23 protein-coding genes are annotated in these 25220 nt (G+C 61.2%); 9 read left to right on the top strand and 14 right to left on the bottom strand.

Going from position 1 to position 25220, the window contains the following annotated elements:
- Positions 1 to 109: 109 nt before the first annotated feature.
- Genes pstB through pstS form a run of 4 tightly spaced genes read right to left on the bottom strand, consistent with a single transcriptional unit; the run spans position 110 to position 4126 of the window.
- Positions 110 to 889 carry a phosphate ABC transporter ATP-binding protein PstB gene (pstB, locus tag ACP7B9_RS15875; protein WP_425864935.1) on the bottom strand — a complete coding sequence of 260 codons (780 nt, stop codon included), beginning with the start codon at positions 887 to 889 and terminating at the stop codon, positions 110 to 112.
- Between the two features lie 26 nt (positions 890 to 915).
- Positions 916 to 2022 (bottom strand): phosphate ABC transporter permease PstA, encoded by a 1107-nt coding sequence (gene pstA / locus ACP7B9_RS15870; protein WP_425864934.1) that lies wholly within the window; start codon positions 2020 to 2022, stop codon positions 916 to 918.
- The gene (gene pstC, locus ACP7B9_RS15865) at positions 2022 to 2969 is read right to left on the bottom strand and encodes a phosphate ABC transporter permease subunit PstC (RefSeq protein ID WP_425864933.1); all 948 of its coding nucleotides are present in this window, start codon (positions 2967 to 2969) and stop codon (positions 2022 to 2024) included. The genes pstA and pstC overlap by 1 nt, the downstream gene beginning before the upstream one ends.
- A gap of 35 nt (positions 2970 to 3004) precedes the next feature.
- Positions 3005 to 4126, bottom strand: coding sequence for a phosphate ABC transporter substrate-binding protein PstS (gene pstS / locus ACP7B9_RS15860; protein ID WP_425865034.1), 1122 nt, complete (start codon positions 4124 to 4126; stop codon positions 3005 to 3007).
- A gap of 349 nt (positions 4127 to 4475) precedes the next feature.
- Between pstS and ACP7B9_RS15855 the strand changes: the two genes are divergently transcribed.
- The 5 genes from ACP7B9_RS15855 to disA all read left to right on the top strand — a co-directional run bounded on the left by ACP7B9_RS15855 (position 4476) and on the right by disA (position 10561).
- Positions 4476 to 6131 carry an MDR family MFS transporter gene (locus tag ACP7B9_RS15855; RefSeq protein WP_425865033.1) on the top strand — a complete coding sequence of 552 codons (1656 nt, stop codon included), beginning with the start codon at positions 4476 to 4478 and terminating at the stop codon, positions 6129 to 6131.
- Entirely contained in the window at positions 6128 to 6604 is a 477-nt protein-coding gene (locus ACP7B9_RS15850) for a MarR family winged helix-turn-helix transcriptional regulator (RefSeq protein WP_425864932.1), read from the top strand. Before ACP7B9_RS15855 ends, ACP7B9_RS15850 begins: the two co-directional genes overlap by 4 nt.
- Positions 6605 to 6736: 132 nt before the next feature.
- Positions 6737 to 7873 (top strand): FUSC family protein, encoded by a 1137-nt coding sequence (locus ACP7B9_RS15845; RefSeq protein WP_425864931.1) that lies wholly within the window; start codon positions 6737 to 6739, stop codon positions 7871 to 7873.
- A gap of 68 nt (positions 7874 to 7941) precedes the next feature.
- Entirely contained in the window at positions 7942 to 9351 is a 1410-nt protein-coding gene (gene radA / locus ACP7B9_RS15840) for a DNA repair protein RadA (RefSeq protein ID WP_425864930.1), read from the top strand.
- 145 nt (positions 9352 to 9496) lie between these two features.
- Complete coding sequence (gene disA / locus ACP7B9_RS15835; protein ID WP_425864929.1) at positions 9497 to 10561, top strand: DNA integrity scanning diadenylate cyclase DisA; 1065 nt, start codon at positions 9497 to 9499, stop codon at positions 10559 to 10561.
- A gap of 16 nt (positions 10562 to 10577) precedes the next feature.
- Here the strand turns inward: disA and ACP7B9_RS15830 are convergent, their stop codons facing one another.
- The gene (locus tag ACP7B9_RS15830; RefSeq protein WP_425864928.1) at positions 10578 to 11240 is read right to left on the bottom strand and encodes a hypothetical protein; all 663 of its coding nucleotides are present in this window, start codon (positions 11238 to 11240) and stop codon (positions 10578 to 10580) included.
- A gap of 175 nt (positions 11241 to 11415) precedes the next feature.
- On the opposite strand from ACP7B9_RS15830, the gene ACP7B9_RS15825 reads away from it, so the two are divergent.
- Positions 11416 to 12324 carry an A/G-specific adenine glycosylase gene (locus ACP7B9_RS15825; protein WP_425864927.1) on the top strand — a complete coding sequence of 303 codons (909 nt, stop codon included), beginning with the start codon at positions 11416 to 11418 and terminating at the stop codon, positions 12322 to 12324.
- A 152-nt stretch (positions 12325 to 12476) separates the two neighbouring features.
- Here the strand turns inward: ACP7B9_RS15825 and dhaM are convergent, their stop codons facing one another.
- From dhaM to ACP7B9_RS15780, 9 genes are all read right to left on the bottom strand, one after another.
- On the bottom strand, positions 12477 to 13190 hold the full coding sequence (gene dhaM / locus ACP7B9_RS15820) for a dihydroxyacetone kinase phosphoryl donor subunit DhaM (protein ID WP_425864926.1): 714 nt from the start codon (positions 13188 to 13190) through the stop codon (positions 12477 to 12479).
- Positions 13187 to 13834, bottom strand: coding sequence for a dihydroxyacetone kinase subunit DhaL (gene dhaL / locus ACP7B9_RS15815; RefSeq protein WP_425864925.1), 648 nt, complete (start codon positions 13832 to 13834; stop codon positions 13187 to 13189). The genes dhaM and dhaL overlap by 4 nt, the downstream gene beginning before the upstream one ends.
- A complete protein-coding gene (dhaK, locus tag ACP7B9_RS15810; RefSeq protein WP_425864924.1) occupies positions 13835 to 14836 on the bottom strand; it encodes a dihydroxyacetone kinase subunit DhaK in 1002 nt (333 codons plus the stop codon).
- Positions 14837 to 14954: 118 nt separating this feature from the next.
- Positions 14955 to 15476, bottom strand: a complete 522-nt coding sequence (locus tag ACP7B9_RS15805) for an amino-acid N-acetyltransferase (RefSeq protein WP_425864923.1) — start codon at positions 15474 to 15476, stop codon at positions 14955 to 14957.
- A 140-nt stretch (positions 15477 to 15616) separates the two neighbouring features.
- Positions 15617 to 18106 (bottom strand): ATP-dependent Clp protease ATP-binding subunit, encoded by a 2490-nt coding sequence (locus ACP7B9_RS15800; RefSeq protein WP_425864922.1) that lies wholly within the window; start codon positions 18104 to 18106, stop codon positions 15617 to 15619.
- A 185-nt stretch (positions 18107 to 18291) separates the two neighbouring features.
- The gene (locus ACP7B9_RS15795) at positions 18292 to 18630 is read right to left on the bottom strand and encodes a histone-like nucleoid-structuring protein Lsr2 (RefSeq protein ID WP_425864920.1); all 339 of its coding nucleotides are present in this window, start codon (positions 18628 to 18630) and stop codon (positions 18292 to 18294) included.
- Positions 18631 to 18726: 96 nt separating this feature from the next.
- Positions 18727 to 18879, bottom strand: a complete 153-nt coding sequence (locus ACP7B9_RS15790; protein WP_425864918.1) for a hypothetical protein — start codon at positions 18877 to 18879, stop codon at positions 18727 to 18729.
- 13 nt (positions 18880 to 18892) lie between these two features.
- The gene (gene lysS, locus ACP7B9_RS15785; RefSeq protein ID WP_425865032.1) at positions 18893 to 20341 is read right to left on the bottom strand and encodes a lysine--tRNA ligase; all 1449 of its coding nucleotides are present in this window, start codon (positions 20339 to 20341) and stop codon (positions 18893 to 18895) included.
- A gap of 134 nt (positions 20342 to 20475) precedes the next feature.
- Positions 20476 to 21462, bottom strand: a complete 987-nt coding sequence (locus ACP7B9_RS15780) for a LacI family DNA-binding transcriptional regulator (protein ID WP_425865031.1) — start codon at positions 21460 to 21462, stop codon at positions 20476 to 20478.
- Between the two features lie 285 nt (positions 21463 to 21747).
- On the opposite strand from ACP7B9_RS15780, the gene ACP7B9_RS15775 reads away from it, so the two are divergent.
- From ACP7B9_RS15775 to ACP7B9_RS15765, 3 genes are read left to right on the top strand one after another with little or no spacing between them, the layout of a single operon-like run.
- On the top strand, positions 21748 to 22707 hold the full coding sequence (locus ACP7B9_RS15775) for a nucleoside hydrolase (protein WP_425865030.1): 960 nt from the start codon (positions 21748 to 21750) through the stop codon (positions 22705 to 22707).
- 44 nt (positions 22708 to 22751) lie between these two features.
- The gene (locus ACP7B9_RS15770; RefSeq protein ID WP_425865029.1) at positions 22752 to 24122 is read left to right on the top strand and encodes an MFS transporter; all 1371 of its coding nucleotides are present in this window, start codon (positions 22752 to 22754) and stop codon (positions 24120 to 24122) included.
- Positions 24119 to 25051 (top strand): ribokinase, encoded by a 933-nt coding sequence (locus ACP7B9_RS15765; RefSeq protein WP_425864916.1) that lies wholly within the window; start codon positions 24119 to 24121, stop codon positions 25049 to 25051. Before ACP7B9_RS15770 ends, ACP7B9_RS15765 begins: the two co-directional genes overlap by 4 nt.
- The last annotated feature ends 169 nt before the right edge of the window (positions 25052 to 25220 follow it).

The following is a 25220-nucleotide window of genomic DNA, read 5'->3' as shown; positions in this document are numbered from 1 at the left end:
CCTCCCCCCTCGCCCACACTTTTTTCCCCCACACACACACACCCCCCCCCCACCCCCCGCGCCCCCCCCCACCGGGGGGGGCCCCGACGTCGTGCGTTGAAAAGAACTGTTACCCGAAGCGGCCGGAGACGTAGTCTTCCGTGGACTTTTCGCTCGGGTTGTTGAAGATCGTGGTGGTCTCGGCGAACTCGATGAGCTTACCGGGCTTGCCGGTGCCGGCGATGTTGAAGAACGCGGTCTTGTCCGAGACGCGGGCAGCCTGCTGCATGTTGTGCGTAACGATCACCACCGTGTATTCGTCCTTGAGCTCGTTAATGAGGTCCTCAATGGCGAGTGTCGAAATCGGGTCAAGTGCGGAGCAGGGCTCGTCCATCAGGATCACGTCGGGTGAGACGGCGATGGCGCGGGCGATGCACAGGCGCTGCTGCTGTCCACCGGAGAGACCAGAGCCGGGCTTCTCGAGCCGGTCCTTGACTTCGTTCCAGAGGTTGGCGCCGCGGAGCGACTTTTCAACCAGGGCCTCGGCGTCGGACTTGGGCATGCGGCGGCTGTTCAGCTTCACGCCGGCCAGCACGTTGTCGCGGATGCTCATGGTCGGGAACGGGTTGGGCCGCTGGAAGACCATGCCGATCTGGCTGCGGACCGTCACGGGATCCACGCCGTCGGCGTAGAGGTTGTCGCCGTCAAGCAGGACCTTGCCCTCGACGCGGGCGCCGGGGATAACCTCGTGCATACGGTTGAGCGTGCGCAGGAAGGTGGACTTGCCGCAGCCGGACGGGCCGATGAAGGCTGTTACTGACTTGGCTTCAAGGTTGATGTTGACGTCTTCGACGGCGAGGAAGTCGCCGTAGTAAACATTCAAGTCACTGACATCGATACGTTTGGACATAACTAGAGTTCCTTTTTCACAAGAATTTAGCGGCCGGTTTTCGGCGCGAACAGGCTGGCCACGAGGCGGGCACCGAGGTTCAGAAGCATAACGAGGATGATCAACAGCAACGCGGCAGCCCAGGCACGCTGGGTGGACGGGTCGGCGTTCGACGGCGAGGTCGGCGTCATGATCTGGGTGTAGATGAACGTGGGCAGCGAGGACATCCACCCGGCAAAGACATTCATGTTGATGGTCGTTGCAAACCCGGCGGTGACCAGCAGTGGCGCGGTTTCGCCAATGACACGGGCAATGGCAAGGGTGACACCCGAGGCGATACCCGAGATGGCCGTGGGAATGACCACCTTGACGATGGTGCGCCATTTGCGAACACCGAGGGCGTAAGCAGCCTCGCGCAGTTCGTTGGGCACAATCTTGAGCATTTCCTCGCTGGAGCGCACAACCACCGGGATCATGAGCACGGAAAGCGCAACGGCGGCAACCAGCCCATTCTTGGTACCCGGCCCCAGGATCATGGCGAAGAAGGCTGCTGCGAACAGGCCTGCGACGATCGAGGGAATGCCTGTCATGACGTCCACGAGGAACGTGATGACCTTCGAGAAGCGGTTTCCGGCGCTGTATTCCACCAGGTAAATGGAGGTGAGCAGACCAACGGGGACCGAGATGATGGTGGCCCACAGGGTGATCAAGACGGAGCCAACCAACGCGTGGTAGACACCGCCAACCACGGGGGTTCCGTCCTTGACGGACGCGTTGTCCACGGCCCCGGTTACGCCGTTCATGGAACTTGTCAGGAAGCCCGGTGCCATCAGCCCGGGAACACCGTTGACCAGAACCGTCCAGATAACCGAGATCAGCGGCAGCAGGGCTACGAGGAATGCGCCGACTACCAGCGAGGTGGCCAGCTTGTCAGTTGCCCTGCGGCGGCCCTCAACGACGGCGGCGCTTGTGACGTTACCGGCGGCGAACAGCACAGCTGAAAGCACGGCCCAGCCAAAGACATTGAAGCCGACTAGGGAGACGAGTGCTGCTGCCACAATAATTGCGGCTACGGCGATCACGTACGGGGTGTAGCGCGGGAGGCGACCGCGGGTCAGGGCGGAGCGCTTGCGTTCGGTCATGAGCGTGGCCATTAGTTGGCTCCCGAGAATTCTTTGTGGCGGTTGATGATCCAGCGGGCCACCATGTTGACCGCGAGCGTGATGAGGAAGAGCACCAGGCCGGCGGCAATGAGTTCGTGCATGCGCAGGCCAAAGGCTTCGGGGAAGTCAAGGGCAATCTCTGCGGCGATGGTTTGGTTTCCGGAGCGGATCAGAGAAGCGATCAACGGGCCGGAGGAGAGTACAAGCGCTACGGCCATGGTCTCACCGAGTGCACGGCCCAGTCCCAACATGACGGCGCTGATGATGCCGCCACGAGCAAAGGGCAGAACAGCCATACGGATCATTTCCCACCGGGTGGCGCCCAACGCCAACGCCGCTTCTTGGTGCAGCATGGGTGCCTGCAGGAAAATCTCACGAGTAAGTGAGGCAATGATGGGCAGCACCATGACGGCCAGGACGATGCCGGCGGTCAAAATGGTCTTACCGGTACCGGAGGCTGGGCCGCCAAAGATGGGGATCCAGCCAGCGTTTTCGGCGAGCCACTGGTACGGGACTTTCAAGTTCGAGGCCAGGAAGCTTGCGCCCCAGGCACCGTAGACAACCGAGGGAATGGCTGCCAGAAGGTCCACCACATAGCCCAGCCCGCGAGCAAGGCTGCGGGGTGCGTAGTGGGAGATAAACAAGGCCACGGCCACACCAATTGGTGTGGCGATGAGCAGGGCGATGGTCGCTGCAATGAGCGTGCCAATGACGATCGGGAGGATGTAGGAGAAGAACCCCTCGCCTCCGGTGATGTCGGCGGATGCCGCGCTAAAGGTTGGCAGGGCCTGAATAATCAGGAACAGGGCCACGGCAAACAGCACGGCAACAATCAGCGCACCGGCGGTCAAGGCCGCACCGGAGAAGACCTTATCTCCGATGCGACCTGACCCGGCTTGCCCAGCTCCCGCTTTGGGTACGAGCTTTGTGGTGGACAATCTAGTACTTTCTACTGACGCTTACTTTGAGTCGCTTACTTGGCGGCGACTGTGATGGAGTCAAGCGCCGTCTTGGCCTTGGCGGCCAATTCGGTTGACAGCGGGGCGCTCTTGGCGGCATCCGCGGCCTGCTTCTGGCCATCCTCGCTGAGGACGAACGTGCCGAAGGCCTTGACCAGATCAGCTGTGGCAGCGTCAGGGTAGGCCGCGCAGAACACGCCGTAGGAAACCAGGACGGCCGGGTAGGCGCCTGCAACGGTGGTCTTGCGATCCAGCTTCAAGGAGAGGTCGTTGGCCGAGCGGCCTTCAACAACGGTTGCGGCGTCAACGGCGATTGCTGCAGCTTCTGCCGTAACGGGAACGTAAGCGTCGCCAACCTTCAGCTCAACCTTGCCGAGGGTTTCGGTGACGGCTGAATCATCAGCGTAGGTGATGGCGCCGGGGGTCTCGGTGACGGTCTTGACGACGCCGGAGGTGCCCTTGGCGTTTTCGCCGGGCAGCGCTTCGGGCCAGTCGCCTGACTTCTTGTCGGTCCAGACGGTGGAGGCTGCCGCCGCCAGGTAGTCAGTGAAGTTCTCGGTGGTGCCGGAGTTGTCCGAGCGGTGAACGGGCGTGATGGCCAGATCCGGCAAGGTTGCATCCGGGTTGGCTGCCTTGATGGCTGCGTCGTTCCAGTTCTTGATGTCGCCGCGGAAGATCTTGGCGATGGTGTCGGCGTCGAGCTTGAGGTCCTTGACACCTTCGATGTTGAACGCAACAGCGATCGGTGAGATGTACCAGGGGATGTTGATGGCGCCGTCGGTGCCACACTTTTCCTGGGCGGAGGCGAGCTCTTCGTCCTTGAGGTAAGCGTCCGAGCCGGCGAACTGAACCGCGCCGGCAATGAGGGCCTTACGGCCTGCGCCGGAGCCTTCCGGGGAGTACTGGATCTTGGCGCCGGAGTTGGCGGATTCGAATCCGGCCTTCCAGGCGTCCATGGCTGCGGAGATGGAGCTGGCGCCGGTGCCGGTCAAGGTGCCGGTTACCGCAGCGCCGTTGCTTGCTGCCGAGGTTCCGCCGTTGCCGGTGGACACTACGTTGTCGGTGCCACAAGCTGTCAGTGCCAGTGCGCCGACGGTGAGAACTGCTGCCACGCGGCCAATGTGAAGTGCCTTCACGCTATATACCTCTTCGATGGGTTGCTTTCGATTCATTACTCCTTGACAGTAAAAGGCTGAAGTGAAGCAACACCCCGCACTAGGTGAACAGAAGGTTAACGCTGTGGGGATTCTTTAAAATTAAGGGCGACGCCGGTCACATCCGTCCCGCTTTTGGGGCACCATTTGCCACCACCATCGGCAAGCCAGCCCCCCAAGCTTGATGCACGTCACAGCCAAACTAGTTGTCCTGAAGCAACTAATTGAATATAGTTGACATTAATCAACCAACTTGAACCACGTCCTTGGAGTCCTTTTGTCCCAGAAATCCACCACCGCGAAGGCCGCCCCCGCGCTGTCCGAATCGGGCATGACACACCGTCAGGTGATGCAGTCCCTGACCGGTTTGCTCATGGGCATGTTCGTCTCGATCCTCGCCGGAACCGTTGTCTCCACCTCGCTTCCTGTCATCCTCTCGGATCTGCATGGCGGCCAGACCGCCTACACGTGGGTAGTCACGGCCACTTTGTTGGCCACCACCGTTTCCACCCCCATCTGGGGCAAGCTCGCTGACCTGACAAACCGTAAGCTGCTCCTGCAGCTCTCGCTCGTGATCTTCGTACTGGCCTCTGCAATTGCCGGCTTCTCGCAGGACACTTCGATGCTCATTACCATGCGCGTCTTCCAGGGTCTGGGTGCCGGCGGCTTGACTGCCCTGACTCAGATCGTCATGGCCGACATCATTTCCCCGCGTGAGCGCGGCAAATACATGGGTCTGTTCGGTGCCGTCATGGCCTTGGGAACCGTGGGTGGCCCGCTGATTGGCGGATTCATCACCGATGCCATCAACTGGCGCTGGAACTTCTTCGTAGCCCTGCCGTTCGCTGTGGTTGCCATTATCTTGATCCAGAAGACCCTGCACCTTCCGGCACAGGCTAAGCGCAAGGTTTCCATCGACTACGTCGGCATCGTGCTGCTCTCGGCTGGCGTCTCCCTGTTGCTGATCTGGGTCTCCCTGGCCGGTAACCAGTTTGAGTGGGCCAGCGCCTCCAGCTTCCTGATGGTCGGCGGCGCAGTTGTTGCCCTGATCGCCTTTGTCTTCGTGGAACTCAAGGTTTCCGAGCCGATCCTCCCGCTGACTATGTTCAAGAACCGCACCTTTACACTCTCCGTTGTCGCCTCCATCTCCGTGGGCGTTTCAATGTTCGGCACCTCGGTCTTCTTGGCCCAGTACATGCAGCTCGCTCGTGGCGCCAACGCCACCCAGTCCGGTCTGATGACTATCCCCATGATGGCGGGCCTGCTGATCATCTCCACGATTGCCGGGGCACTGATCTCCAAGCACGGCAAGTGGAAGGCCATCATGGTCATCGGCTCCGTCTTGCAGCTGGTGGGCCTCTTCATGCTCGGCACCATCCACTTCAACACCAACTTCATCCTCGTTTCCTTGTACATGTTCATCCTTGGCGCAGGCCTGGGTATGGTCATGCAGAACCTGGTGTTGATCGTCCAGAACGCCGTAACCCCGAAGGAAATTGGTGTGGCAAGCTCCGGCATCGCCTTCTTCCGCTCCCTCGGTGGAACCATCGGCGTCTCGGTTTTGGGCGCACTCATGGGAACCAAGGTTGCCGATCTGATCGGCAGCAAGGCCGCCGAAATGCAGTCAGCCCTTGCAGCGCTGGGCGAGAAGGGCCAGGCAATTGGCGCGGCCCTGGCCAGTGGGAATATCCCCGCGGTCCATACCCTGCCTGACTCCGTACGCGTGATCATCGAATCCGCTTACGGCGACGCCGTCGCCCACGTGTTCTTTGTGGCGGCCCCGTTGAGCATCTTGACGATCTTGGCCATCGTCTTCCTGCCGAATCTTGAATTGAGCAACCAGACCCGTGACCAGCGGGCAAAGAGCGATTCCGAAGCTACCAGCCAGGGCTCCCCACTTGAAGAAGCCGAACATATCCTCGTTGACGTCAGCGAAGCATCCGTGGCCGTCACCCCGGGCGCCGAAGAGCTAACGGCGCGCAGGTGAGTACGCCCTCTCTGCTTCCGCAGGGTCCCGCTGATGAAGCCGACATGGCCGAGGCCATAAAGGTCACTCAGCAGCAGATCGGAACCCTTCTTGTCCGGGCCCGGAAAAGCATCGCAGTTCGGGCGGCATCCATCCACCCGGATCTGAAGCCAATGGGCTTTTCGGCCATGATGCTCCTCTCGCGTTGCGGATCAATGCACCAGGTGAAGCTGGCGCAGCAGTTGGATGCCGACAAGGCTGTAGTCAGCCGCCTATTGAAGCAATTGGAAGAGCTTGGGCTCATTTCCCGCACAGCGGACCCTACTGACGGCCGGGCAATGATCGTGGAGCTGACACCTGAGGCACACGAGCGCTACGAATCAACACAGGCGGGTGCCCGTCAACTTTTATTTGACAGGCTCTCCCAGTGGGACGTCGTCGAAGTTCTCCGCTTGGCGGAACTCTTGGCCCGCTTGAACGAAGATCTCGACTAACACGACAAACACGACTAACACGGCCAGCTAGACTCATCGGCCACTCCCGGGTATCCGGAGCATTTCAAGAGCGCGGCCTCCCTGCAGTTCATAGATGCAGGGAGGCCGCTCTTCGCGCATAGACTGGTTCCCATGCCAGAGTCTGCGCAGGCAGAGCCCGCCCGGGCCGCCGCCACGTATTTGTTCCTAAAGAGGCGTGCGCGTTTAGGCCTGCGCCGCAGCGCGAACTCGGTGTTCCATGCCCTGTTGATCGCCGTCTGTGCCGTAGGCGCCTACTACTTCTCCGAGTTGGTACTGGGCCACCATGGCCCCTTGTTCGCCGCCACCAGCGCCATTGTCGCCTTGGGATTTACCCGTGATCCCCGTTTGCGGCGGGTTCTTGAGGTGGGTGTTGGATGCACCATTGGCATCGCCGTGGGCGACATGTTGCTGCATTGGCTCGGCTCCGGAATCTGGCAGGCCGCCCTCGTGGTGTTTCTGTCCATTTTGTTGGCCCGGTTTTTGGACAGCGGTGCGATTTTTACCACCCAGCTGGCCCTACAGTCCCTCCTTGTGGTCTTGCTCCCCATCCCGGAAGGCGGGCCATTCTCCCGCAGCATTGACGCCGTCGTAGGTGGTTGTTTTGCCTTGGCTGCCACATTCCTGATTCCCAGGGATCCGCGCCGACAGCCCAGGGACGACCTCAGGGAGGTCTTAGCCGAACTATCCCTGGTATTGCGTGAATGCGCGGCGGCACTTTCCTACAACGATTCCACCACCGCATGGCATGCCCTGGTTCGTGCCCGCAGCCAACAACCGCGGATCGATCGCATGCGCCAAGGCCTGCGCGGATCGGTGGAGATCGCCAAGCTCGCTCCGATGTACAGGCGGCATTTGCAGGAGGTCGAGGGCATGGCAAGGCTCATGATCCGCGTGGATTACGCCATGCGCTCCAGCCGGGTGCTAGCCCGAAGGCTCGCCAGCGTCATCAACAATGCGGCGCTATCGGATGCTGGCACCGTGCACCTGGCCGAGGTACTGGGACAAACGGCGTCGGCGGTGGATGAGCTTGCCGCGGCCGTTTCAGGAGCCAAGGCCCACACCACCATGAGGCACGCCCGTGATTCCCTTGCCGACATTGCCATCCGACTCCACCCGCGGGACCTGGAGATCACACGCATGGAGGGCGAAACGGTGGTCCTGCTCTTCCGCACCCTCATGGTGGACCTCTTGGAAGCGGCCGACATGGACCCAGATGAGGCAAGGGCACTGCTGCCAACGCTTCAGTGAACTGAAGAGCCCACCGAACTGAGAAGCTCTGAAAAAAGATTGTCAGACCCCGGCGATAGGCTTAGGTCATGGCAACAAAAAGCGCAAAGACCAACACCGGGCAAAACTTCCGCTGCACCGAATGCGGCTGGACGGCCGTTAAATGGGTTGGTCGCTGTGGTGAATGCCAGGCGTGGGGCACCCTGGAGGAAATCGGCACAGTTGTTGTGCGAACAACGGCTGCCACCACAGTGATCCGTCCTGCCCAGCTGATCTCCGAAGTAGACGCCTCAAAGGCGGCCCACAACCTCACTGGCGTACCGGAACTGGACCGCGTTTTGGGCGGCGGCATGGTCCCGGGCGCCGTGATCCTGCTGGCTGGGGAACCCGGCGTCGGCAAGTCAACCCTGCTGCTGGACGTTGCGGCAAAGTTTGCCCGCAATGACCACGGGCGGGAGCCCCAAAAAGTGCTGTACCTGACCGGGGAGGAATCCGCCGCACAGGTCAAACTCCGAGCCGAACGTATTGGCGCCGTTGCGGACACCCTGTATTTGGGCGCGGAAACCGATCTTGGGACGGCCCTTGGGCAAGTCGAGGCCGTGCAGCCGGCGCTGTTGATCGTTGACTCGGTACAGACCTTCAGTAGCGCAATGGTCGACGGCGCTGCTGGCGGAGTGTCGCAGGTGCGCGAGGTTGCGGCCTCGCTCATCGCCGCCGCCAAACGCCTGAACATGACAACCCTGCTGGTGGGCCATGTGACCAAGGACGGCTCCATCGCCGGTCCACGATTGCTGGAACACCTTGTCGATGTTGTCTGCCAGTTCGACGGCGAGCGGCACTCCCGACTGCGCCTCCTGCGAGCAGTGAAGAACAGGTACGGGCAGACCGACGAGGTTGGCTGCTTCGACCTCACCGACGACGGCATTGAGGGTCTTGCCGATCCCAGCGGACTGTTTACCTCCCGAACTTCACAACCGGTATCCGGAACGTGCATCACTGTAACCATGGAGGGGCGCCGTCCGCTGCTGGCCGAGGTTCAAGCCCTGCTGACCCCGTCCGTGGGTTCACAACCGCGGCGAACTGTCAGTGGATTGGATTCCACGCGCATCGGCATGTTGCTGGCCGTCCTGCAGCAAAGGGCCGGGCTCCGTTTGGATGCCGATGACAGCTATGTTGCAACGGTTGGCGGTGCCCGCCTGAGTGAACCTGCCATGGACCTTGCGGTGGCCTTGTCCATTGTGTCCGCTAAAACCAACAAGGTTGTCCACGCCAAAATGGTTGCCTTTGGCGAGGTGGGTCTTGCCGGTGAAGTCCGTCCGGTGCCGGGCATCAACCAGCGCATTCATGAGGCCAGCCGGCTGGGATTCACCCACGCCTTGGTGCCAAAAAGCCCTAACGGACCCGGGGAAATTCCACCCAATTTCACGGTCAAAGAAATCGAGCACATCGCAGAAGCCACCGAGGTCATCCTCCATGGTTCCCCTGAGCCCCGGCTATAGCGGGGAGTTACCTAGCCAAAAGGACACAGATCGATCAAGATCGGCCTGTCCTATGGCCCTGCCAGCCGGTAACAGTGCACACTTCGCACTATCATGGGCATTGTGACTTGTGCGGATTCCCGCGCTTGAAAAGAAGGAACTGCCCATGCTTCGCAGCCCCGAAGAGGCTCTCAAGGCCACTCTTGCCCGTGTCGCGCCGGGAACGCCGCTGCGTGACGGGCTGGAACGAATCCTTCGAGGACGCACGGGTGCGTTGATTGTGCTTGGTTTCGACAAGCAGATGGAAAGTCTCTGCTCGGGTGGCTTCGAGATCGGCATCGATTTTGCACCCACCCGCTTGCGTGAATTGGCCAAGATGGACGGCGCAATTGTGTGCGACAAGGACGTTACAAAGATCCTGCGCGCGGCCGTCCAGCTGGTGCCCGATCCAAGCATTGAAACCCAGGAATCCGGTACCCGCCACCGAACGGCAGAACGTGTTGCCATCCAGACGGGCGTGCCGGTTGTCTCGGTCAGCCAGTCGATGCAGATCATTGCCTTGTACGTTGACGGGTTGCGCTATGTCTTGGAGGGCTCCGAGAAGGTTTTGGCCCGCGCCAACCAGGCCCTGGCCACGTTGGAGCGTTACCGTGCCCGCCTCGATCAGGTGACGAGCTCGCTCTCCGCCCTTGAAATTGAAGCCATGGTTACCGTGCGCGACGTCGCTGTCACCCTGCAGCGCCACGAGATGGTGCGTCGCATTTCCGAGGAAATCGCCCAGTATGTCCTTGAGCTCGGCGTTGATGGCCGGCTCCTCTCGTTGCAGTTGGAGGAGCTCTCAACAACGCGCGGCGCCGATACCGTCATCCGCGACTACACGGATCCGGAGACAACTGACGTTGAAGCGGCAGTCGTGGCCCTTGAGGAGATCGATCAGGCTGATCTGATTGATCTGAACCTTATCGCCAGTGTCGTTGGCTTGGCCAGCGGCAACGACGCCCTCGACAACATCATTCAGCCCCGCGGTTACCGCTTGGTTTCGGGACTTAAGGCCGTTCCTCGCGCCGTGGCTGGGCGTCTTGTTGACCACTTTGGTGGCCTGCAGAACCTCATGGCCGCCACGATCGACGATCTCATGATGGTTGATGGCATTGGTGAGCTGCGCGCCCGCAATGTCCGCGAAGGACTCTCGCGCATTGCCGAAGCCAGCCTGTTGGACCGCTTCCTCTAAACCGGAATACGAACCGCTACTGCAGCGTGAACGTGACCTTCTCGCTGGACCACTTGCCGAGAGTAGCAACAAGCGCATATGTGGCACCGTCACGCCCCGGCTCACTCACAACAGCGGCACAATCAGGGGCGTTGCGCTTGACCTTCCACACCATATTGGCCGACTCCGAGGCACCCGGAGCCAGGTTCTTGACCAGGTCGGTGGGATCCAGCTGACAATTCTTGGAATTGTAGATGATGTCCTCACCGCTGGTGATCACGTATTCCATCTGACTCGTGCCAACGTTGATATCGCACGGCGCCTTCCCGGAATTAGTCACGCGCAAGGTCAGTACGGGCTGCTCCTCGGCCCCGAATGAGGTCTTGTTCACCGCAGCGCTCACCTTGATGCCGGCCTCGTCGCACACGGCCGACGGCGCGGTGCCAGGTTTCGCCGCATCCTTGGGCGCCGCAGAGCTGCCGCTGGCACCCTGGTCAGTCCCGGCGTCGTTCGTGGCGGACGTACCGAACAGACTGGCAATATATAGGCCGGCTGCAACGAGCCCGCCGATGACCAACAGCGCGATGACAACGGCCATGACCCTGCGGCGTCGCATGACCTTGGGGGAAACGCGAGGCGTTTTCCGGGCAGGCTTCGGCGAAGAGGCCTTGCCCTTGCCGGTCTTTCCTGTTGTTCCCACCTCCCAAGACTATCTAAGGGCAGCGCCACCCATGAAAAACCACGCCGCGCACAAGATTTGAGGATGCACACACCGCTGAAGTTGCGGCCGGGTGTGTGGCCTAGAGTTGAATTGCTGTTCGGGCCGTGAGACGGACCTTGGCAAACATGGCACTTGCAATGAATAAGGAGAATGGGTGTACACCGAAATCCAGGATTGGTTCCAGCGCGAAGCCAGGGACCTGCCGTGGCGTGGCGATTGTTCGCCGTGGGGCATCCTTGTCAGCGAGATCATGCTCCAGCAAACGCCCGTGGTTCGGGTGCGCCCCATCTGGGAGGAATGGCTGGAACGTTGGCCAACCCCTGCCGCATTTGCCGCCGCCCCGCCAGCCGACGTACTCCGCGCCTGGGGCAAGCTGGGCTATCCCCGTCGTGCGCTGCGCCTGCATGCCGCGGCCGGGCAGATCGTTTCTGCACATGACGGCGCTGTGCCAGACAACTACGAGGAATTGCTGACGCTTCCCGGGGTCGGCAGTTACACGGCGGCTGCGGTAGCCGCGTTTGCCTTTGGCCGCCGGACAACCGTCGTGGATACCAACATCCGTCGCGTCCACGCCCGCTTAGTCATCGGTCAGGCACTTCCGGCGCCTGCCCTGACCGCCGCTGAGATGTCCCTTGCTGCCGATCTGCTTCCCAAGGATACTGAGCAATCGGTTCTTTGGAACGCGGCCGTCATGGAATTGGGTGCGCTCATTTGCACAGCGAGAAGCCCCAAGTGCGCCGACTGCCCCGTCCTGGACAAGTGTGCGTGGATCGCCGCCGGCCAGCCCGAGCCCACCTACATCCCAAAGGGGCAGCCGTGGGCTGGCACCGACCGGCAGGTTCGCGGTGCCGTGATGGCCGTGCTGCGTGCTGCCAGCTCACCTGTCCACGCTGACCTCTTTTGGGACGCCGCTGCGGCGAAGGAACATGTAGAAGTAGCGCCAGCGCTGGGTAAATTGCATGATCTAAACACGCATGCACCCCAACTTGAACGCGCCCTTGCCGGTTTGGTGACCGACGGCCTGGCCCAGCTTTCAGATACGGGCTATCACCTGCCGCGGTGATCGAGCCTGTCGAGATCCTGTCTCGACAAGCTCGACCAGCGGCGGACGGAGCCGGCATTTTTGTAGGCGACGTAAAGGAGACGCCAAAGGCCGCCCGCGGCCGACGCGTCGGATAGTCGCCGGAAAATGCCGGTCCGTTCGTCCGCGAGGGGTCAGAGTTCGCCGAAGCCCGCCGCTACTTCGCTGCGCACCAATTCCACGGCACGTTTCGCGTCTGGTCCGGTTGCGCTAACGTTCAATTCGGTGCCCTGCGCCGCGCCAAGAGTCATCAGCATCATGACCGATTGCGCGTCCACCCCGTTGATGTCAATTTCCACGTCCATGGCGCCCAACTCCCCCGCGAGAACTGCGGCCGGCCTGGCATGCAGGCCCATGGGATTGATCAAGGTGAGCACAGCTGTCACGGCCTCCCCGTCTCGGCCCCCGCCCGGGACAAGGTCGACACCGGATGCAGCTCCCGACGCCGCCGACGCTGGCGGGCCTGCTGCCGGAACCTGCAGGGCCGTCTCGGCGGCCTTGCACACCACGTCAAGGGATGCTCCGGACTGGGCCGCAACGGCCGCCGCCACAGCACCCTCAACCAAGGGCGCATCGGCAAGCCGCACCGTCTCGGGGTTACCCATGAATTCAAGTGCCGCATCAGCCGTCATAACGGCCGAGCCAAGATCCGTGAGCACCACGGCACCGTCCCCGGTATCTGCCAGCCCGAGCGCGTTCATGACCTTTTCCAGCGAAGTCCCGATGCCGCCGTCGTCCATGCCACCGGCAGGAATCAGAGCAACATTGGGAGCCATTTGGGCGGCCAATTCAACCACTCCGGCCGCGAGCTGGGCGCTGTGGGAAACGATGACGAGTCCGACGCTCATGCGTTCACCCCCGCTGCCTGTGCGGCCGCGCGAAGGATCAGGGCCGAGGAGGCGGCGCCCGGGTCACGGTGGCCAATGGCACGCTCACCCAGATAGCTGGCGCGGCCCTTCCTGGCAATGAGCGGGTCGGTGGAAACCGCACCGGCCTCCGCTGCCGTGGCGGCGGCAGCTAATACAGCGGCCGGTTCCGCACCGGAGGCTGCGGCTGCGGCAGCAGCGTCAACGGCGGGAGTCCAGGCGTCAATCATGGTCTTCTCCCCCACCTCGGCCTTCCCTCGGGCAACCACACCGTCGCGGGCTGCACCCAACGCTGCGGCCAGCGCTGCGGGATCAAGTTCGACGGCGTCCCCCACGGTTGTTGCTGCGCGCAGGAATGCCGTCCCATACAGGGGCCCGGCGGCCCCGCCCACCTTGGACATCAGGGTCATGGCGGCCAGCTTGAAGGCGGCCCCCGGGGTGGCGGGCGGTTCGGCGTCGAGCTTCTCCAAGATGGCTGTGAAGCCGCGATCCATGTTCTCGCCGTGGTCGCCGTCGCCAATGGCACGATCCAGCTCGATCAGGGCCATCCGATTTTCAGCCACCACCGCGGCACTCCTGCGCAACCAGTCGACAGCCCAGACAACATCCAGTGTTGAATCTCCCATTTACATCCCCCATCGCAGTGCCGGCGTGTTCACGGGCGCGTCCCACAGCTCGGTCATTTCATCGTCCAGGCGAAGCACCGAAAGGGAGCAACCCTGCATTTCAAGGGCCGTGATGTAGTTGCCAACGAGTGAACGCTCAACCACCAGACCGGCCGCTTCAAGGAGCTTTGCGGCCGCCCGGTACACGATGTACAGCTCGCTGGCAGGGGTCCCGCCCATCCCGTTCACGAACAGCAGCACCTTGTCCCCGGCTACCGGTGCAAGGTCGGCTAGGATCGGTTCAAGCAGGCGAGCGGTGATGCCGTCGGCGTTTTCCATCGGGATTTTATGGCGGCCAGGTTCGCCGTGGATGCCGATGCCGATCTCGATTTCATTGTCTTCGAGCTCAAAGCTGGGCACCCCGGCGTGGGGAACGGTGCAGGCGGAGAGTGCAACGCCCATGCTGCGCACGTTGTCGTTGACCCTGTTGCCGATGGCCGCCACGGCGTCGAGGTTGTCGCCGCGCTCGGCGGCGGCACCTGCGATCTTCTCGACAAGCACTGTGCCGGCAACGCCACGGCGCCCGGCCGTGTACAGCGAATCTTCCACGGCGACGTCGTCGTTCACCAGGACGGTACGGACCTCCACACCTTCGGCCTGGGCCATTTCAGCCGCGGTTTCAAAGTTCAGGACATCGCCTGTGTAATTCTTCACGATGTGAACCACGCCTGCGCCAGCGTTGGCCGCGATGGTTGCTGGAATGATGGCGTCGGGTGTCGGTGAAGTGAACATGGCGCCGGGAACGGCCGCATCCAGCATGCCGTAGCCAACATAGCCGGCGTGGAGCGGTTCGTGCCCGCTGCCGCCACCTGAAACCAGGCCAACTTTGCCTTCGCGCGGCGCATCCTTACGCGTTACGTATAGCGGGTCCGGGTTTACCTTTACGTGACCGGCATGTGCCTGGCCAAACCCCTCCACTGCTTCATCGACAACTGTTCTGGGATCATTTATGAGCTTTTTCATGCCGTAACCCTCCGAATCGCACAACCGAAAGTAGCAAGCCGGTTTGGGTCCGGCCCCACTTGAACCCTACCCGGGAGCGTTCCCGGTTGGTAGGGATGACGGCAGGTTCAAAGGATGCTCAGAGTTGGCGGATCATCCGGGTGTTGCCCAAAGTGTTCGGCTTGACCCTCGCCAGATCCAGGAACTCAGCTATGCCTTCATCGGCTGAGCGCAGCAGTTCGGAATAGACAGCCGGATCCACGGCGCTTTGATCCGCCATGACCGTGAAGTTGTTGCGGACAAAGAAGTCCACCTCGAAGGTCAGGCAGAACACCCTGTTCACGCCCAGCGTCATGGCGTTCTCCAGCAGTTTCTCCACGACGGCGCGGCCAACTCCCTTGCCACGCCACGAGTCTGCGGTTGCCAGGGTCCGGATTTCCGCGAGGTCCTCCCACATGACGTGGAGCGCACCACATCCGACGATCTCGCCGTCAACTTCGGCGATCAGAAACTCCTGGATCGCCTCAAAGTACGTCACCGATTCCTTGGAGATCAGGATTCGTCTCTCCGCCAGTGGTGCGACCAGGTCCTTGATCGCGTGGACGTCGGAGGTACGGGCGGCTCGGAGGACAATTACGGGGGCGGTGGTATCGGAAGTCACCGTTTTAGTCTATGACTCTTGGCTGCCACTGTTGAATCTGGCGGCACGAACGGCAGTTTCCCGCTTCCGTTCCGCGAAAAAGAAAGCGGCACCCTCCCGTGTGGGAGGGTGCCGCTGCCGTACGTTATTACAGAGGAACCTTAGGCCGACGCCGTGAGTGCCTCGGGGATGTGCGGCTTGGCCGTGCCCACAAAAGTGAACTTAGCGTCGTCGCCCTCGCCTTCAACACCAACGGTGACGATGTCGCCGTCCTTGAGTTCGCCGAACAGGATCTTCTCGGAGAGGTGATCCTCGATCTCGCGCTGGATGGTGCGGCGCAACGGCCGGGCACCCATCGCGGGATCGTAACCCTTGGTGGCGAGCAGGATCTTGGCCGCGGGAGTGAGCTCGATGCCCATGCCCTTGTCAGCCAGACGGCTCTCTAGGCGGGCAACCATGAGGTCCACGATCTCGATGATCTCGTCCTGAGTCAGCTGCGGGAACACCACAACGTCATCGACACGGTTCAAGAACTCGGGGCGGAAGTGCTGCTTGAGTTCTTGCGTGACCCGCGAACGCATCCGGTTGTAGCCGGTCTGCGTATCGGGGCCCGACTGGAAACCGGTGGCTACCGTCTTGGAGATATCACGCGTACCCAGGTTCGTGGTCATGATGATGATGGTGTTCTTGAAGTCCACCACGCGACCCTGGCTGTCGGTCAGACGGCCATCTTCGAGGATCTGCAACAAGGAGTTGAAGAGATCGGCGTGCGCCTTCTCCACCTCGTCGAAGAGCACGACGGAGAACGGACGACGGCGGACCTTCTCGGTCAGCTGGCCGCCTTCTTCGTAGCCAACGTATCCGGGAGGGGCACCGAACAAGCGCGAAACCGTGTGCTTTTCCGAGTACTCAGACATATCAAGCGTGATAAGCGCATCTTCGTCACCAAAGAGGAACTCCGCTAGTGCCTTGGCCAGCTCGGTCTTACCAACACCCGTGGGGCCGGCAAAGATGAACGATCCACCGGGACGCTTGGGATCCTTCAGACCCGAACGCGTCCGGCGAATAGCCTGCGAGATGGACTTGATGGCCTCGTTCTGGCCCACGACACGCTTGTGCAGCTCATCTTCCATCTTCAGCAGACGCGTGGACTCGGCCTCGGTCAGCTTGAAGACCGGGATGCCCGTGGAGTTCGCCAGAACTTCAGCGATCAGGTCCTCGTCAACCTCTGAAATCTCATCGAGGCCTCCGGACTTCCACAAACGTTCCTTATCGGCGCGTGCGGTGATGAGCTTCTGCTCGTCATCGCGCAGCGACGCGGCGCCTTCAAAGTCCTGGGCGTCGATGGCGTCTTCTTTGCGCTTCTTGACGGCGGCAATTTCGCCGTCCATGGCCTTGAGCTCCGGAGGAGCAGTCATGCGGCGAATGCGCAGACGTGCACCGGCCTCATCAATCAGGTCAATGGCCTTATCCGGCAGGAAACGGTCGGAGATGTACCTATCGGCAAGCGTTGCCGCAGCCGTCAGTGCACCGTCGGTGATGGACACACGGTGGTGTGCTTCGTAGCGGTCACGCAGGCCCTTGAGGATCTCAATGGTCAACGGAACTGTGGGCTCCGGAACCTGAATGGGCTGGAAGCGGCGCTCAAGAGCGGCGTCCTTCTCAATGTGCTTGCGGTACTCATCCAGTGTGGTGGCACCGATGGTCTGCAGCTCACCGCGGGCCAGCATGGGCTTGAGGATGGAGGCAGCGTCGATAGCGCCTTCGGCAGCACCTGCTCCGACCAGCGTGTGGATCTCATCGATGAACAAGATGATGTCCCCGCGGGTGCGGATTTCCTTCAGGACCTTCTTCAGGCGCTCCTCGAAGTCACCGCGGTAGCGCGAACCGGCCACCAGGGAACCCAAGTCAAGGGTGTACAGCTGCTTGTCCTTGATGGTTTCGGGCACGTCGCCGCGCACAATGGCCTGGGCCAAACCTTCAACAACAGCTGTCTTACCCACACCGGGTTCACCAATGAGAACAGGGTTGTTCTTGGTGCGGCGAGAGAGGATCTGCATGACGCGTTCCATCTCGTGCTCGCGCCCAATAACGGGGTCAAGCTTGTTTTCGCGCGCAGCCTGGGTCAGATTCCGACCAAACTGGTCCAAAACGACCGAGCCGGCGGGAGTTCCCTCGGGCTGCTGGCTGCCGCTGGCAACAGGTTCCTTGCCTTGGTAGCCGGAGAGCAGCTGGATGACCTGCTGTCGCACACGGCCCAGATCAGCACCTAGCTTCACCAGCACCTGCGCGGCAACACCTTCACCTTCACGGATCAACCCGAGCAGAATGTGCTCGGTGCCGATGTAGTTGTGGCCCAGTTGCAGGGCTTCACGCAGTGAAAGTTCAAGAACCTTCTTGGCGCGCGGAGTGAACGGGATGTGGCCACTGGGGGCCTGCTGTCCCTGTCCAATAATCTCTTGAACCTGTTCCCGGACACCGTCTAGGGAAATGTTCAAGGACTCCAGGGCCTTGGCTGCAACACCCTCACCCTCGTGGATGAGGCCGAGCAGAATATGCTCTGTGCCAATGTAATTGTGGTTGAGCATGCGGGCCTCTTCTTGGGCCAGCACGACAACACGTCGGGCTCGATCAGTAAATCGCTCAAACATTTCGCCACACTCCTTTTACTGCGTACTTTGATGCTACGCAGTACCCGGCCTTCATGGGGGCGTGTTCGCCACAGGGGAAATAGCAATATCACTCAAGTCCGTGCTTTCGTGATTAAAGAACGACGGCGGGACCTCTCCCCAAGTGGAGGTCCCGCCATAGCTTTGCCGTACGTTAGCCCCAGGTGTTAGCCCTGTGCGGCGTAGTAAGCGTCGCGAATTTCAGCCTGGATGCGGCCTCGTTCGTGGACGTCATACCCGTTCTCGCGTGCCCATGAGCGGATCTCGGCAACATCGCTGCTGCCCTTGGTTGCTGCAGCTGCAGCCGGCCCACGTCCGCGAACGGCACGGCCACCCGCGCGGCGTCCGGAAGCAATGAATTTACTCAATGCATCGCGCAATGCCTGCGCGTTCTCCGCCGAAAGGTCAATCTCATAATTGATCCCATCCAAGCCGAAGGTAATATTCTCCTCGGCCGGACTCTGATCGATATCATCCACGAGTGTGACATGAATTTTCTGTGCCATGGTGATTAATCGCCTCACATAGTATTGGTGAATACTTCATGACAAATTATGGTGGCAAAATTCATTCACGTCAAAGTCCAATGCAGCGACTAATCTTTAACCGTCGCGCTCGGCCTTCGAATCCGCATCGCGTTCGGCCTGAGCCAAAGCGTCACGTTCGTGGCGATCCGCATTAAATATTGCCTTCATAGCAAAGTAGAAAAGGGCACCTACGCCTATTGAAGGCAGAATAACTGCTACATATTCCATAACCGTGCCGCTCCTACTCGGGTTTCATCAACGGGAAGAGAATTGCTTCACGGATGCCAACTCCAGTGAAGAGCATAACCAAGCGGTCCACACCCAACCCCAGACCACCCATGGGCGGTGCGCCGTATTCCAGGGCACGCAGGAAGTCCTCATCAAGCTGCATTGCCTCAGGATCGCCAGCCGCGGCGGCCAGTGACTGCTGAGTCAGACGCTCGCGCTGAATTACCGGATCAACGAGTTCAGAGAAAGCGGTTCCGGTTTCCCGGCCGTCAATAATAAGATCCCAGGCTTCAATCAGATTTGGCTTATCGCGGTGCGGGCGGGCCAATGGCTGGGCCGACGGCGGATAATCGCAAACAAATGTCGGCTGAATAAGTGTAGGTTCAACTATTTCACCAAACAGTTCGGTGACAAGCTTCTCGGCATCCCAAGCTTGATCAATCTTGATATCCCGTTCAGCGGCAATTGCACGCAGTTCCTCGGCGGTTGTTTCCGGAGTAATCTCACGGCCAACGCCATTGGAAAGACCCTCATAAACCGGCAGCCAGGGCCACTCGCCATCGAGGTTGATAGCTCCGTGATCAGTTTCAATTACCCGTGAGCCAAGGGCGTCAGCTGCGGCAAGAATAATGCGCTGCATTGTTTTAGCCATGGTGAATTGATCACCATATGCCTCATATGCCTCAAGCATGGTGAATTCGGGGCTGTGCGTTGAATCAACGCCTTCATTGCGGAAAATACGTCCCACTTCAAAGACCTTGTCCATGCCGCCAACTACCGCACGCTTGAGATACAGCTCAATGGCGATGCGCAACGTCATGGGCTGATCGAAGGCGTTGAGGTGCGTTCGGAACGGACGGGCCGAGGCGCCGCCGTGAATCAGCTGCAAGATCGGCGTTTCCAGCTCGATGTAGTCCTCGCCGTGGAGGGTGTCGCGGATCGCCTTGACAACAGCAGAGCGTGCACGAACCTGGCGGCGCGCATCGTCACGGACAATCAGGTCAACATACCGTTGGCGAACACGCATCTCTTCGGACAGCTCGGCGTGCAGCACGGGCAGCGGGCGCAGTGCCTTGGATGCCATGGACCATTCGCTGGCCATAATGGAAAGCTCGCCGGTGCGGGAACTAATGACCTCACCCTTGAAGAACACGTGGTCACCCAGGTCAACGAGTGACTTCCAGCCCACCAAGGCATCTTCGCCAACGTTGGCGAAGGAAAGCATCACCTGAAGACGCGTGCCGTCCCCGGACTGCATAGTTGCAAAGCACAGCTTGCCCTTGTTGCGCACGTACACAACGCGGCCGCTCACGCCAACAATTTCACCCGTTGCGGTATCAGCTTCGAGGTCCGGGTACTTGGCCCGAATTTCCTCAATCGTGTGGGTGCGGCCAACCCCAACCGGGTAGGCCTGTTCGCCCCGTTCAAGCAATTTGGCACGCTTATCCAAACGGACAAGCATTTGCTCGGAGACGTCACTGGATTCAGGGGTCAGGGTATTTTCTGCGCTCACGAGATACCAGTTTAGATGGTGAATCTGGGTGAACCCTCCGTGTCAGCATTAAAGGCGCTGATTACACCCCGAACCGGTGAAAATCACATAGCTGAGGGCGCCTGCGTCGAGCCGCGCACCACGAGGCTCGCCTCGAGAGTTAGCTGCGTCAGCGCTACTTCATCGCCGGAGATCAGGGCCAGCAATTGCTTCCCAGCCAGCCGCCCCATTTCAAACGCCGGCAAATGGACCGAGGTCAGTGCCGGGTTGGATGACGCCGAGTACGGCAAATCGTCAAAACCCGTGACGGCCAGCGTCTGGGGAACGGCGACACCGGCAACTCGCGCCTCCTGCAGGACACCATAGGCGTGCGTATCCGTGGCACAGACGACGGCGGTGACCCCCTTCGCAGACCACCCCGCCCAAGCCTGGGTGAAGGCGCGCGCGGCCGCTCCGACGTCGATGGTTACGGAGGCCTTGGCCACTACCTCAAGGCCTAACTTGGCAGCCGCCGCGCCAAACGCTTCGCGGCGAACCTGGAACGTGTCCGTTCCCGTTGAACTGTCCAGGTAGGCAACCTTGCGGTGACCCAGTCCGGCGAGATGCCCAGCCAGCAGCCGGGCCCCCTGGGCCACATCGAAGTTTACGGATGGAGCATCGCTGGCAATCCCGGCGGCGTCGAGCAGCACCATGGGATCCGGCACCCGAAGCTCCTCAAGGAACTTCGAACTGGGCGCATCCACCAGCAACCCGGCCGGTCGCAGGGCCAGCAGTCTCCTGACATCTCCAGGTTTCGGGGTCTGCCCGGCATCCGTGACGGACACCAACAGCTGGAAATCCTTGCCGATGGCTTCCCGCACACCGGCAATGACCTTGGCATAAAAAGGATTGGAGACATCCGGGGCCACCAGGATCACAATGTCGCTGCGCCCTTTGGCCAATGAGCTGCCCAACCCGTCAACAACGTAGCCAAGCGCGGCGATAGCCTCCTCGACCTTGGCGATATTTTCACCAGAAACCCGCCCAGCCGTCTTCCCGCTGGTCACAAGGGATACCGTGGCAGCCGAAACTCCGGCGCGGGCGGCCACCATGGCGGCGGTAACTCGTTGTGTTGGCGGATTGCGCGTCGCGTTGCTGGACGGTGGGCGGCTTGCTGGGGAACGCATGAATAGATCGTATAGCCGGGTTTGGGAGTTTGCTGAAAAGGCAGGAGCTCAAGCTCTTGAAGCATCCCACGTTAAGCGCTTGACGTTGGTGGAGCCGGGTGCCAGACTAAATCCTGCGCACCACCCCCGGATTTCCGGGACCACCCCAACGACGTGGAGAAACAAGTGAACCCCGAAGTCCTATCCGAGAGCCCCGCTACAGCCCCCGAGCTGTCAGATAATGGGCCCCGCAAGATCATCCTTGACTGCGACCCGGGCCATGACGACGCCGTAGCAATGCTGCTGGCACACGGAAACCCCAATATTGAGCTGCTGGCGGTGACCACCGTGGTGGGAAACCAGACCCTTGAAAAAGTAACCCGCAACGCCCTGAGCGTTGGCACCATCGCGGGCATCACCGGCGTTCCGTTCGCCGCCGGCTGCGACCGCCCGCTGGTGCGCAACATTGTCACCGCGCCGGACATTCACGGCGAAAGCGGCATGGACGGCCCGGAACAGCCCGAGTCCGCGATCGAGCTTGACCCGCGCCACGCCGTCGACCTCATCATTGAGCTCGTGATGTCCCACGAACCGGGCACCATCACCCTGGTGCCCACGGCCGGACTGACCAACATCGCCATGGCCGCCCGCAAGGAACCGCGCATCGTTGAACGCGTGAAGGAAGTTGTCCTCATGGGCGGCGGCTACCACGTGGGCAACTGGAGCCCCGTGGCCGAATTCAACATCAAGATCGATCCCGAAGCTGCGCACATTGTGTTCAACGCAGGCTGGAACGTTGTCATGGTTGGCCTCGACCTGACCCACCAGGCGCTGGCCACCGACGAGGTTGTTGCCGCGATCGACGCCGTGGGCACCAAGCCGGCGAAGTTCGTCATGGAGCTGATGGACTTCTTCGCCAAGACGTACAAGGACGCGCAGGGCTTTGACTTCCCGCCGGTTCATGATCCGTGCGCCGTGGCCTACGTCATCGACCCCACGGTCATGACCACGGTGAAGGTGCCCGTTGACATTGAGCTCACAGGCACCTTGACGCTGGGCATGACCGTGGCGGATTTCCGTGCCCCGGCTCCGGCAGATTGCAAGACCTCCGTAGCCGTGACACTGGATCACAAGAAGTTCTGGGACATGGTCACGGACGCTCTCGTGCGCATTGGCGAGGTAGACGCGTGAGTTTGTCGCCAACCCTGAGGAAGTCCGGCAACGTCACGGCACTTATGGTGGCGTTGCTGACGGCCTGCGTGGCTTTCCAGCTCAACGCCTCAATGCTCAGCCCCGCCCTTGTCACGATGGGCGAGGAACTCAACGCCAGCCAGGCCTCTATTGGCCTGTCTCAAACCTGGTTTTTCACGGCAGCAGCGGTCTTCTCCTTGTTCCTTCCCCGCCTGAGCGACATCATCGGGCGTAAGAAGGTTCTCATCGGCATGATGGTCATGATGGGCCTCGGCTCCGTCATCTCCGCACTGGCCCCTGACATCACGTGGCTCTTTGTTGGCCGCATCATCCAGGGCGTCAGCGGACCCACGGTGCCTTTGTGCCTGATCATGCTCCACTCCGCCGTGAAGGACCCCAAGAAGTACGGCGCGCTCATGGGCCTGATCACCGCAGTCAACGGCGGCATCGCGGGCATTGACTCCTTCGTGGGCGGCTACTTTGCCGAACACTTTGGCTTCCGCAGCATCTTCTGGCTCATGGTGGTTATCGCGGCCGTCGCGATTGTGCTGCTCTTCGTTCTGGCGGGCGAAAGCAAGCCCGGCGAGGGAACGCGCATGGATTGGCTTGGCGTGTTGTTCATCGTTATCGCCGTGGGCGCACTACTCACAGCCCTGAACGAGGCCACGAAGTTGGTGGGTGGCATCACCACGGTCCCGCTCGTGGCCTCACTTGCGCTGGCCTTGGTCTCCGTTGTCTCGTTCATGGCTTTCTGGAAGGTGGAAAAGGTCACCGCGCAGCCAATGGTGGAAATTGTTCACCTCCGACGGCGCTCCACCTGGGCACCGCTGCTGACCACCATGCTGACCATGACCGGCATCTTCGCCGTCATTAACGGTATTGTTCCGGCCTACGTTCAGGCGGCCGACCCCGGTTTCAACATCGGAGCCACTCAGATGAGCTTGCTCATCCTCACCCCGTACGCCCTCCTTGGCTGGGTTTTTGGACCCATCACCGGACGCCTTGCCCCTGTGCTCGGGTACACGAAGATGCTGCGCATCGGCCTGTTGGGTAGCGTTGCGGCTCTGGCGATCATCGGTTTCCTTGGCCTGCACAGCCTGCCCATGATGATCACCGGCACGGTCTTGCTGGGCATCATGTACGCCGGTACCGTGAACATCATGCTCAACGGTCTTGGCGTGGTGCTCTCCCCCGAGGGAAATCCCGGTTTCCTGCCCGGCATGAACGCCGGCGCCTTCAACCTCGGCGCCGGGCTCAGCTTCCTGGTGCTTCCGGCCATCCTGGTGGCCACGGCTCCGCTGGGCGGACAGGGCTCCTACCTGACAGTGGTGGTGGTTGCCATGATCATCACTGCCGCAGCCCTTGCCGCCTCCCTGCTCGTCCCCAAGCCCATTGATGCCGAGGTAGCTTCATGAACGACTCCCGGATTGTTGTTGCCGGTTCCCTGAACGCCGATCTCACCATTTACACCGAGCGGCTCCCCTCCCCCGGAGAGACCCTGCATGGCAACGGTTTTTCCGTGAATCCCGGCGGCAAGAGCGCCAATCAGGCTGTCTCGGCGGCCAAGCTGGGCGGGCAGGTGACGCTGATTGGCGCCGTAGGAAATGACGCAAATGGCGACATGCTCGTGGCCTCAACGGCCGGTGCCGGAGTGGATGTGAGCCATGTTCGGCGCGTTTCCGAGCCCACCGGTGTTGCCGTCATTTCGGTCGATGGCCGCGGCGAAAACAGCATCATCATCTCTGCCGGCGCCAACGCAACCCTGTCCCCCGCGGACATGGACCCGGCCGTGTTCGACGGCGCGGGCGTAGTGTGCCTGTGCCTTGAAGTCTCGCTTGACACTGTTCAGGCCGCCGCTCAGGCCGGGCACGACGCCGGAGCAACAGTCCTGCTGAATCTCTCGCCGTACGCCCCGGTCGCCGATGCGTTGGCTCAGCTGACGGATGTCCTTCTCGTCAACGCGCACGAAGCCTCGGAGTTCCTTGGCGGCTTCGCCATGCCCGCCGAGGATGCCCCCGTGGATGAGTGGCTTGGCGCCGTTGGCGCGTTTGCTGGCCGCGGACTGCACAAAGTTTTGCTCACGCTGGGTGCTGCCGGCTCGGTGGTGCTGGATTCCACCAACACCGCCGAGCCGGTGGTTCGCATTGCGCCCACGGTTGTGGACGCTGTGGACACCACGGGAGCGGGCGACGCCTTCACGGGCGGAGTTGCCGCACGCCTTGCAGCTGGTGACACCCTCGTGGCGGCCGCCCGCTATGCATCAGTCGCAGCAGCCATGGCCGCAACGAAGAAGGGCACGCAAACCGCGTACCCTTCGGCCGCAGAGGTCGCAGCCACGATCTAGCGCAAGGCATGAAACTCCTCGCCGAACGTACAGTTGATGCCGATGTTCCACTGGCAAATTCATATGGTGGTTGCAACGCTCTGATAGATGGAGCGTTTCATGGTCAAGTTGTTTGCCCCGAACACCCGCACGGAGTTTGTTGATCTGGTGTGTGGTGGGGTGTCGATTG

Origin of the sequence: Arthrobacter sp. TWP1-1, assembly GCF_049897845.1 — a bacterium.
Lineage (GTDB): Bacteria > Actinomycetota > Actinomycetes > Actinomycetales > Micrococcaceae > Specibacter.
This window is presented reverse-complemented; position numbering and strand designations above follow the sequence as displayed.

What these genes read in the sequence shown, in the direction of transcription:
- ACP7B9_RS15770 (WP_425865029.1), top strand. Translation starts at nt 22,752, where the DNA reads ATGGTGGCGTTGCTGACGGCCTGCGTGGCTTTCCAGCTCAACGCCTCA.
- radA (WP_425864930.1), top strand. Translation starts at nt 7,942, where the DNA reads ATGGCAACAAAAAGCGCAAAGACCAACACCGGGCAAAACTTCCGCTGC.
- ACP7B9_RS15790 (WP_425864918.1), bottom strand. Translation starts at nt 18,879, where the DNA reads ATGGAATATGTAGCAGTTATTCTGCCTTCAATAGGCGTAGGTGCCCTT.
- pstB (WP_425864935.1), bottom strand. Translation starts at nt 889, where the DNA reads ATGTCCAAACGTATCGATGTCAGTGACTTGAATGTTTACTACGGCGAC.
- lysS (WP_425865032.1), bottom strand. Translation starts at nt 20,341, where the DNA reads ATGCTTGTCCGTTTGGATAAGCGTGCCAAATTGCTTGAACGGGGCGAA.
- ACP7B9_RS15795 (WP_425864920.1), bottom strand. Translation starts at nt 18,630, where the DNA reads ATGGCACAGAAAATTCATGTCACACTCGTGGATGATATCGATCAGAGT.
- ACP7B9_RS15780 (WP_425865031.1), bottom strand. Translation starts at nt 21,462, where the DNA reads ATGGTGGCCGCCCGCGCCGGAGTTTCGGCTGCCACGGTATCCCTTGTG.
- dhaK (WP_425864924.1), bottom strand. Translation starts at nt 14,836, where the DNA reads ATGAAAAAGCTCATAAATGATCCCAGAACAGTTGTCGATGAAGCAGTG.
- dhaL (WP_425864925.1), bottom strand. Translation starts at nt 13,834, where the DNA reads ATGGGAGATTCAACACTGGATGTTGTCTGGGCTGTCGACTGGTTGCGC.
- ACP7B9_RS15845 (WP_425864931.1), top strand. Translation starts at nt 6,737, where the DNA reads ATGCCAGAGTCTGCGCAGGCAGAGCCCGCCCGGGCCGCCGCCACGTAT.
- pstA (WP_425864934.1), bottom strand. Translation starts at nt 2,022, where the DNA reads ATGGCCACGCTCATGACCGAACGCAAGCGCTCCGCCCTGACCCGCGGT.
- disA (WP_425864929.1), top strand. Translation starts at nt 9,497, where the DNA reads ATGCTTCGCAGCCCCGAAGAGGCTCTCAAGGCCACTCTTGCCCGTGTC.
- dhaM (WP_425864926.1), bottom strand. Translation starts at nt 13,190, where the DNA reads ATGAGCGTCGGACTCGTCATCGTTTCCCACAGCGCCCAGCTCGCGGCC.
- ACP7B9_RS15800 (WP_425864922.1), bottom strand. Translation starts at nt 18,106, where the DNA reads ATGTTTGAGCGATTTACTGATCGAGCCCGACGTGTTGTCGTGCTGGCC.
- ACP7B9_RS15855 (WP_425865033.1), top strand. Translation starts at nt 4,476, where the DNA reads ATGACACACCGTCAGGTGATGCAGTCCCTGACCGGTTTGCTCATGGGC.
- ACP7B9_RS15765 (WP_425864916.1), top strand. Translation starts at nt 24,119, where the DNA reads ATGAACGACTCCCGGATTGTTGTTGCCGGTTCCCTGAACGCCGATCTC.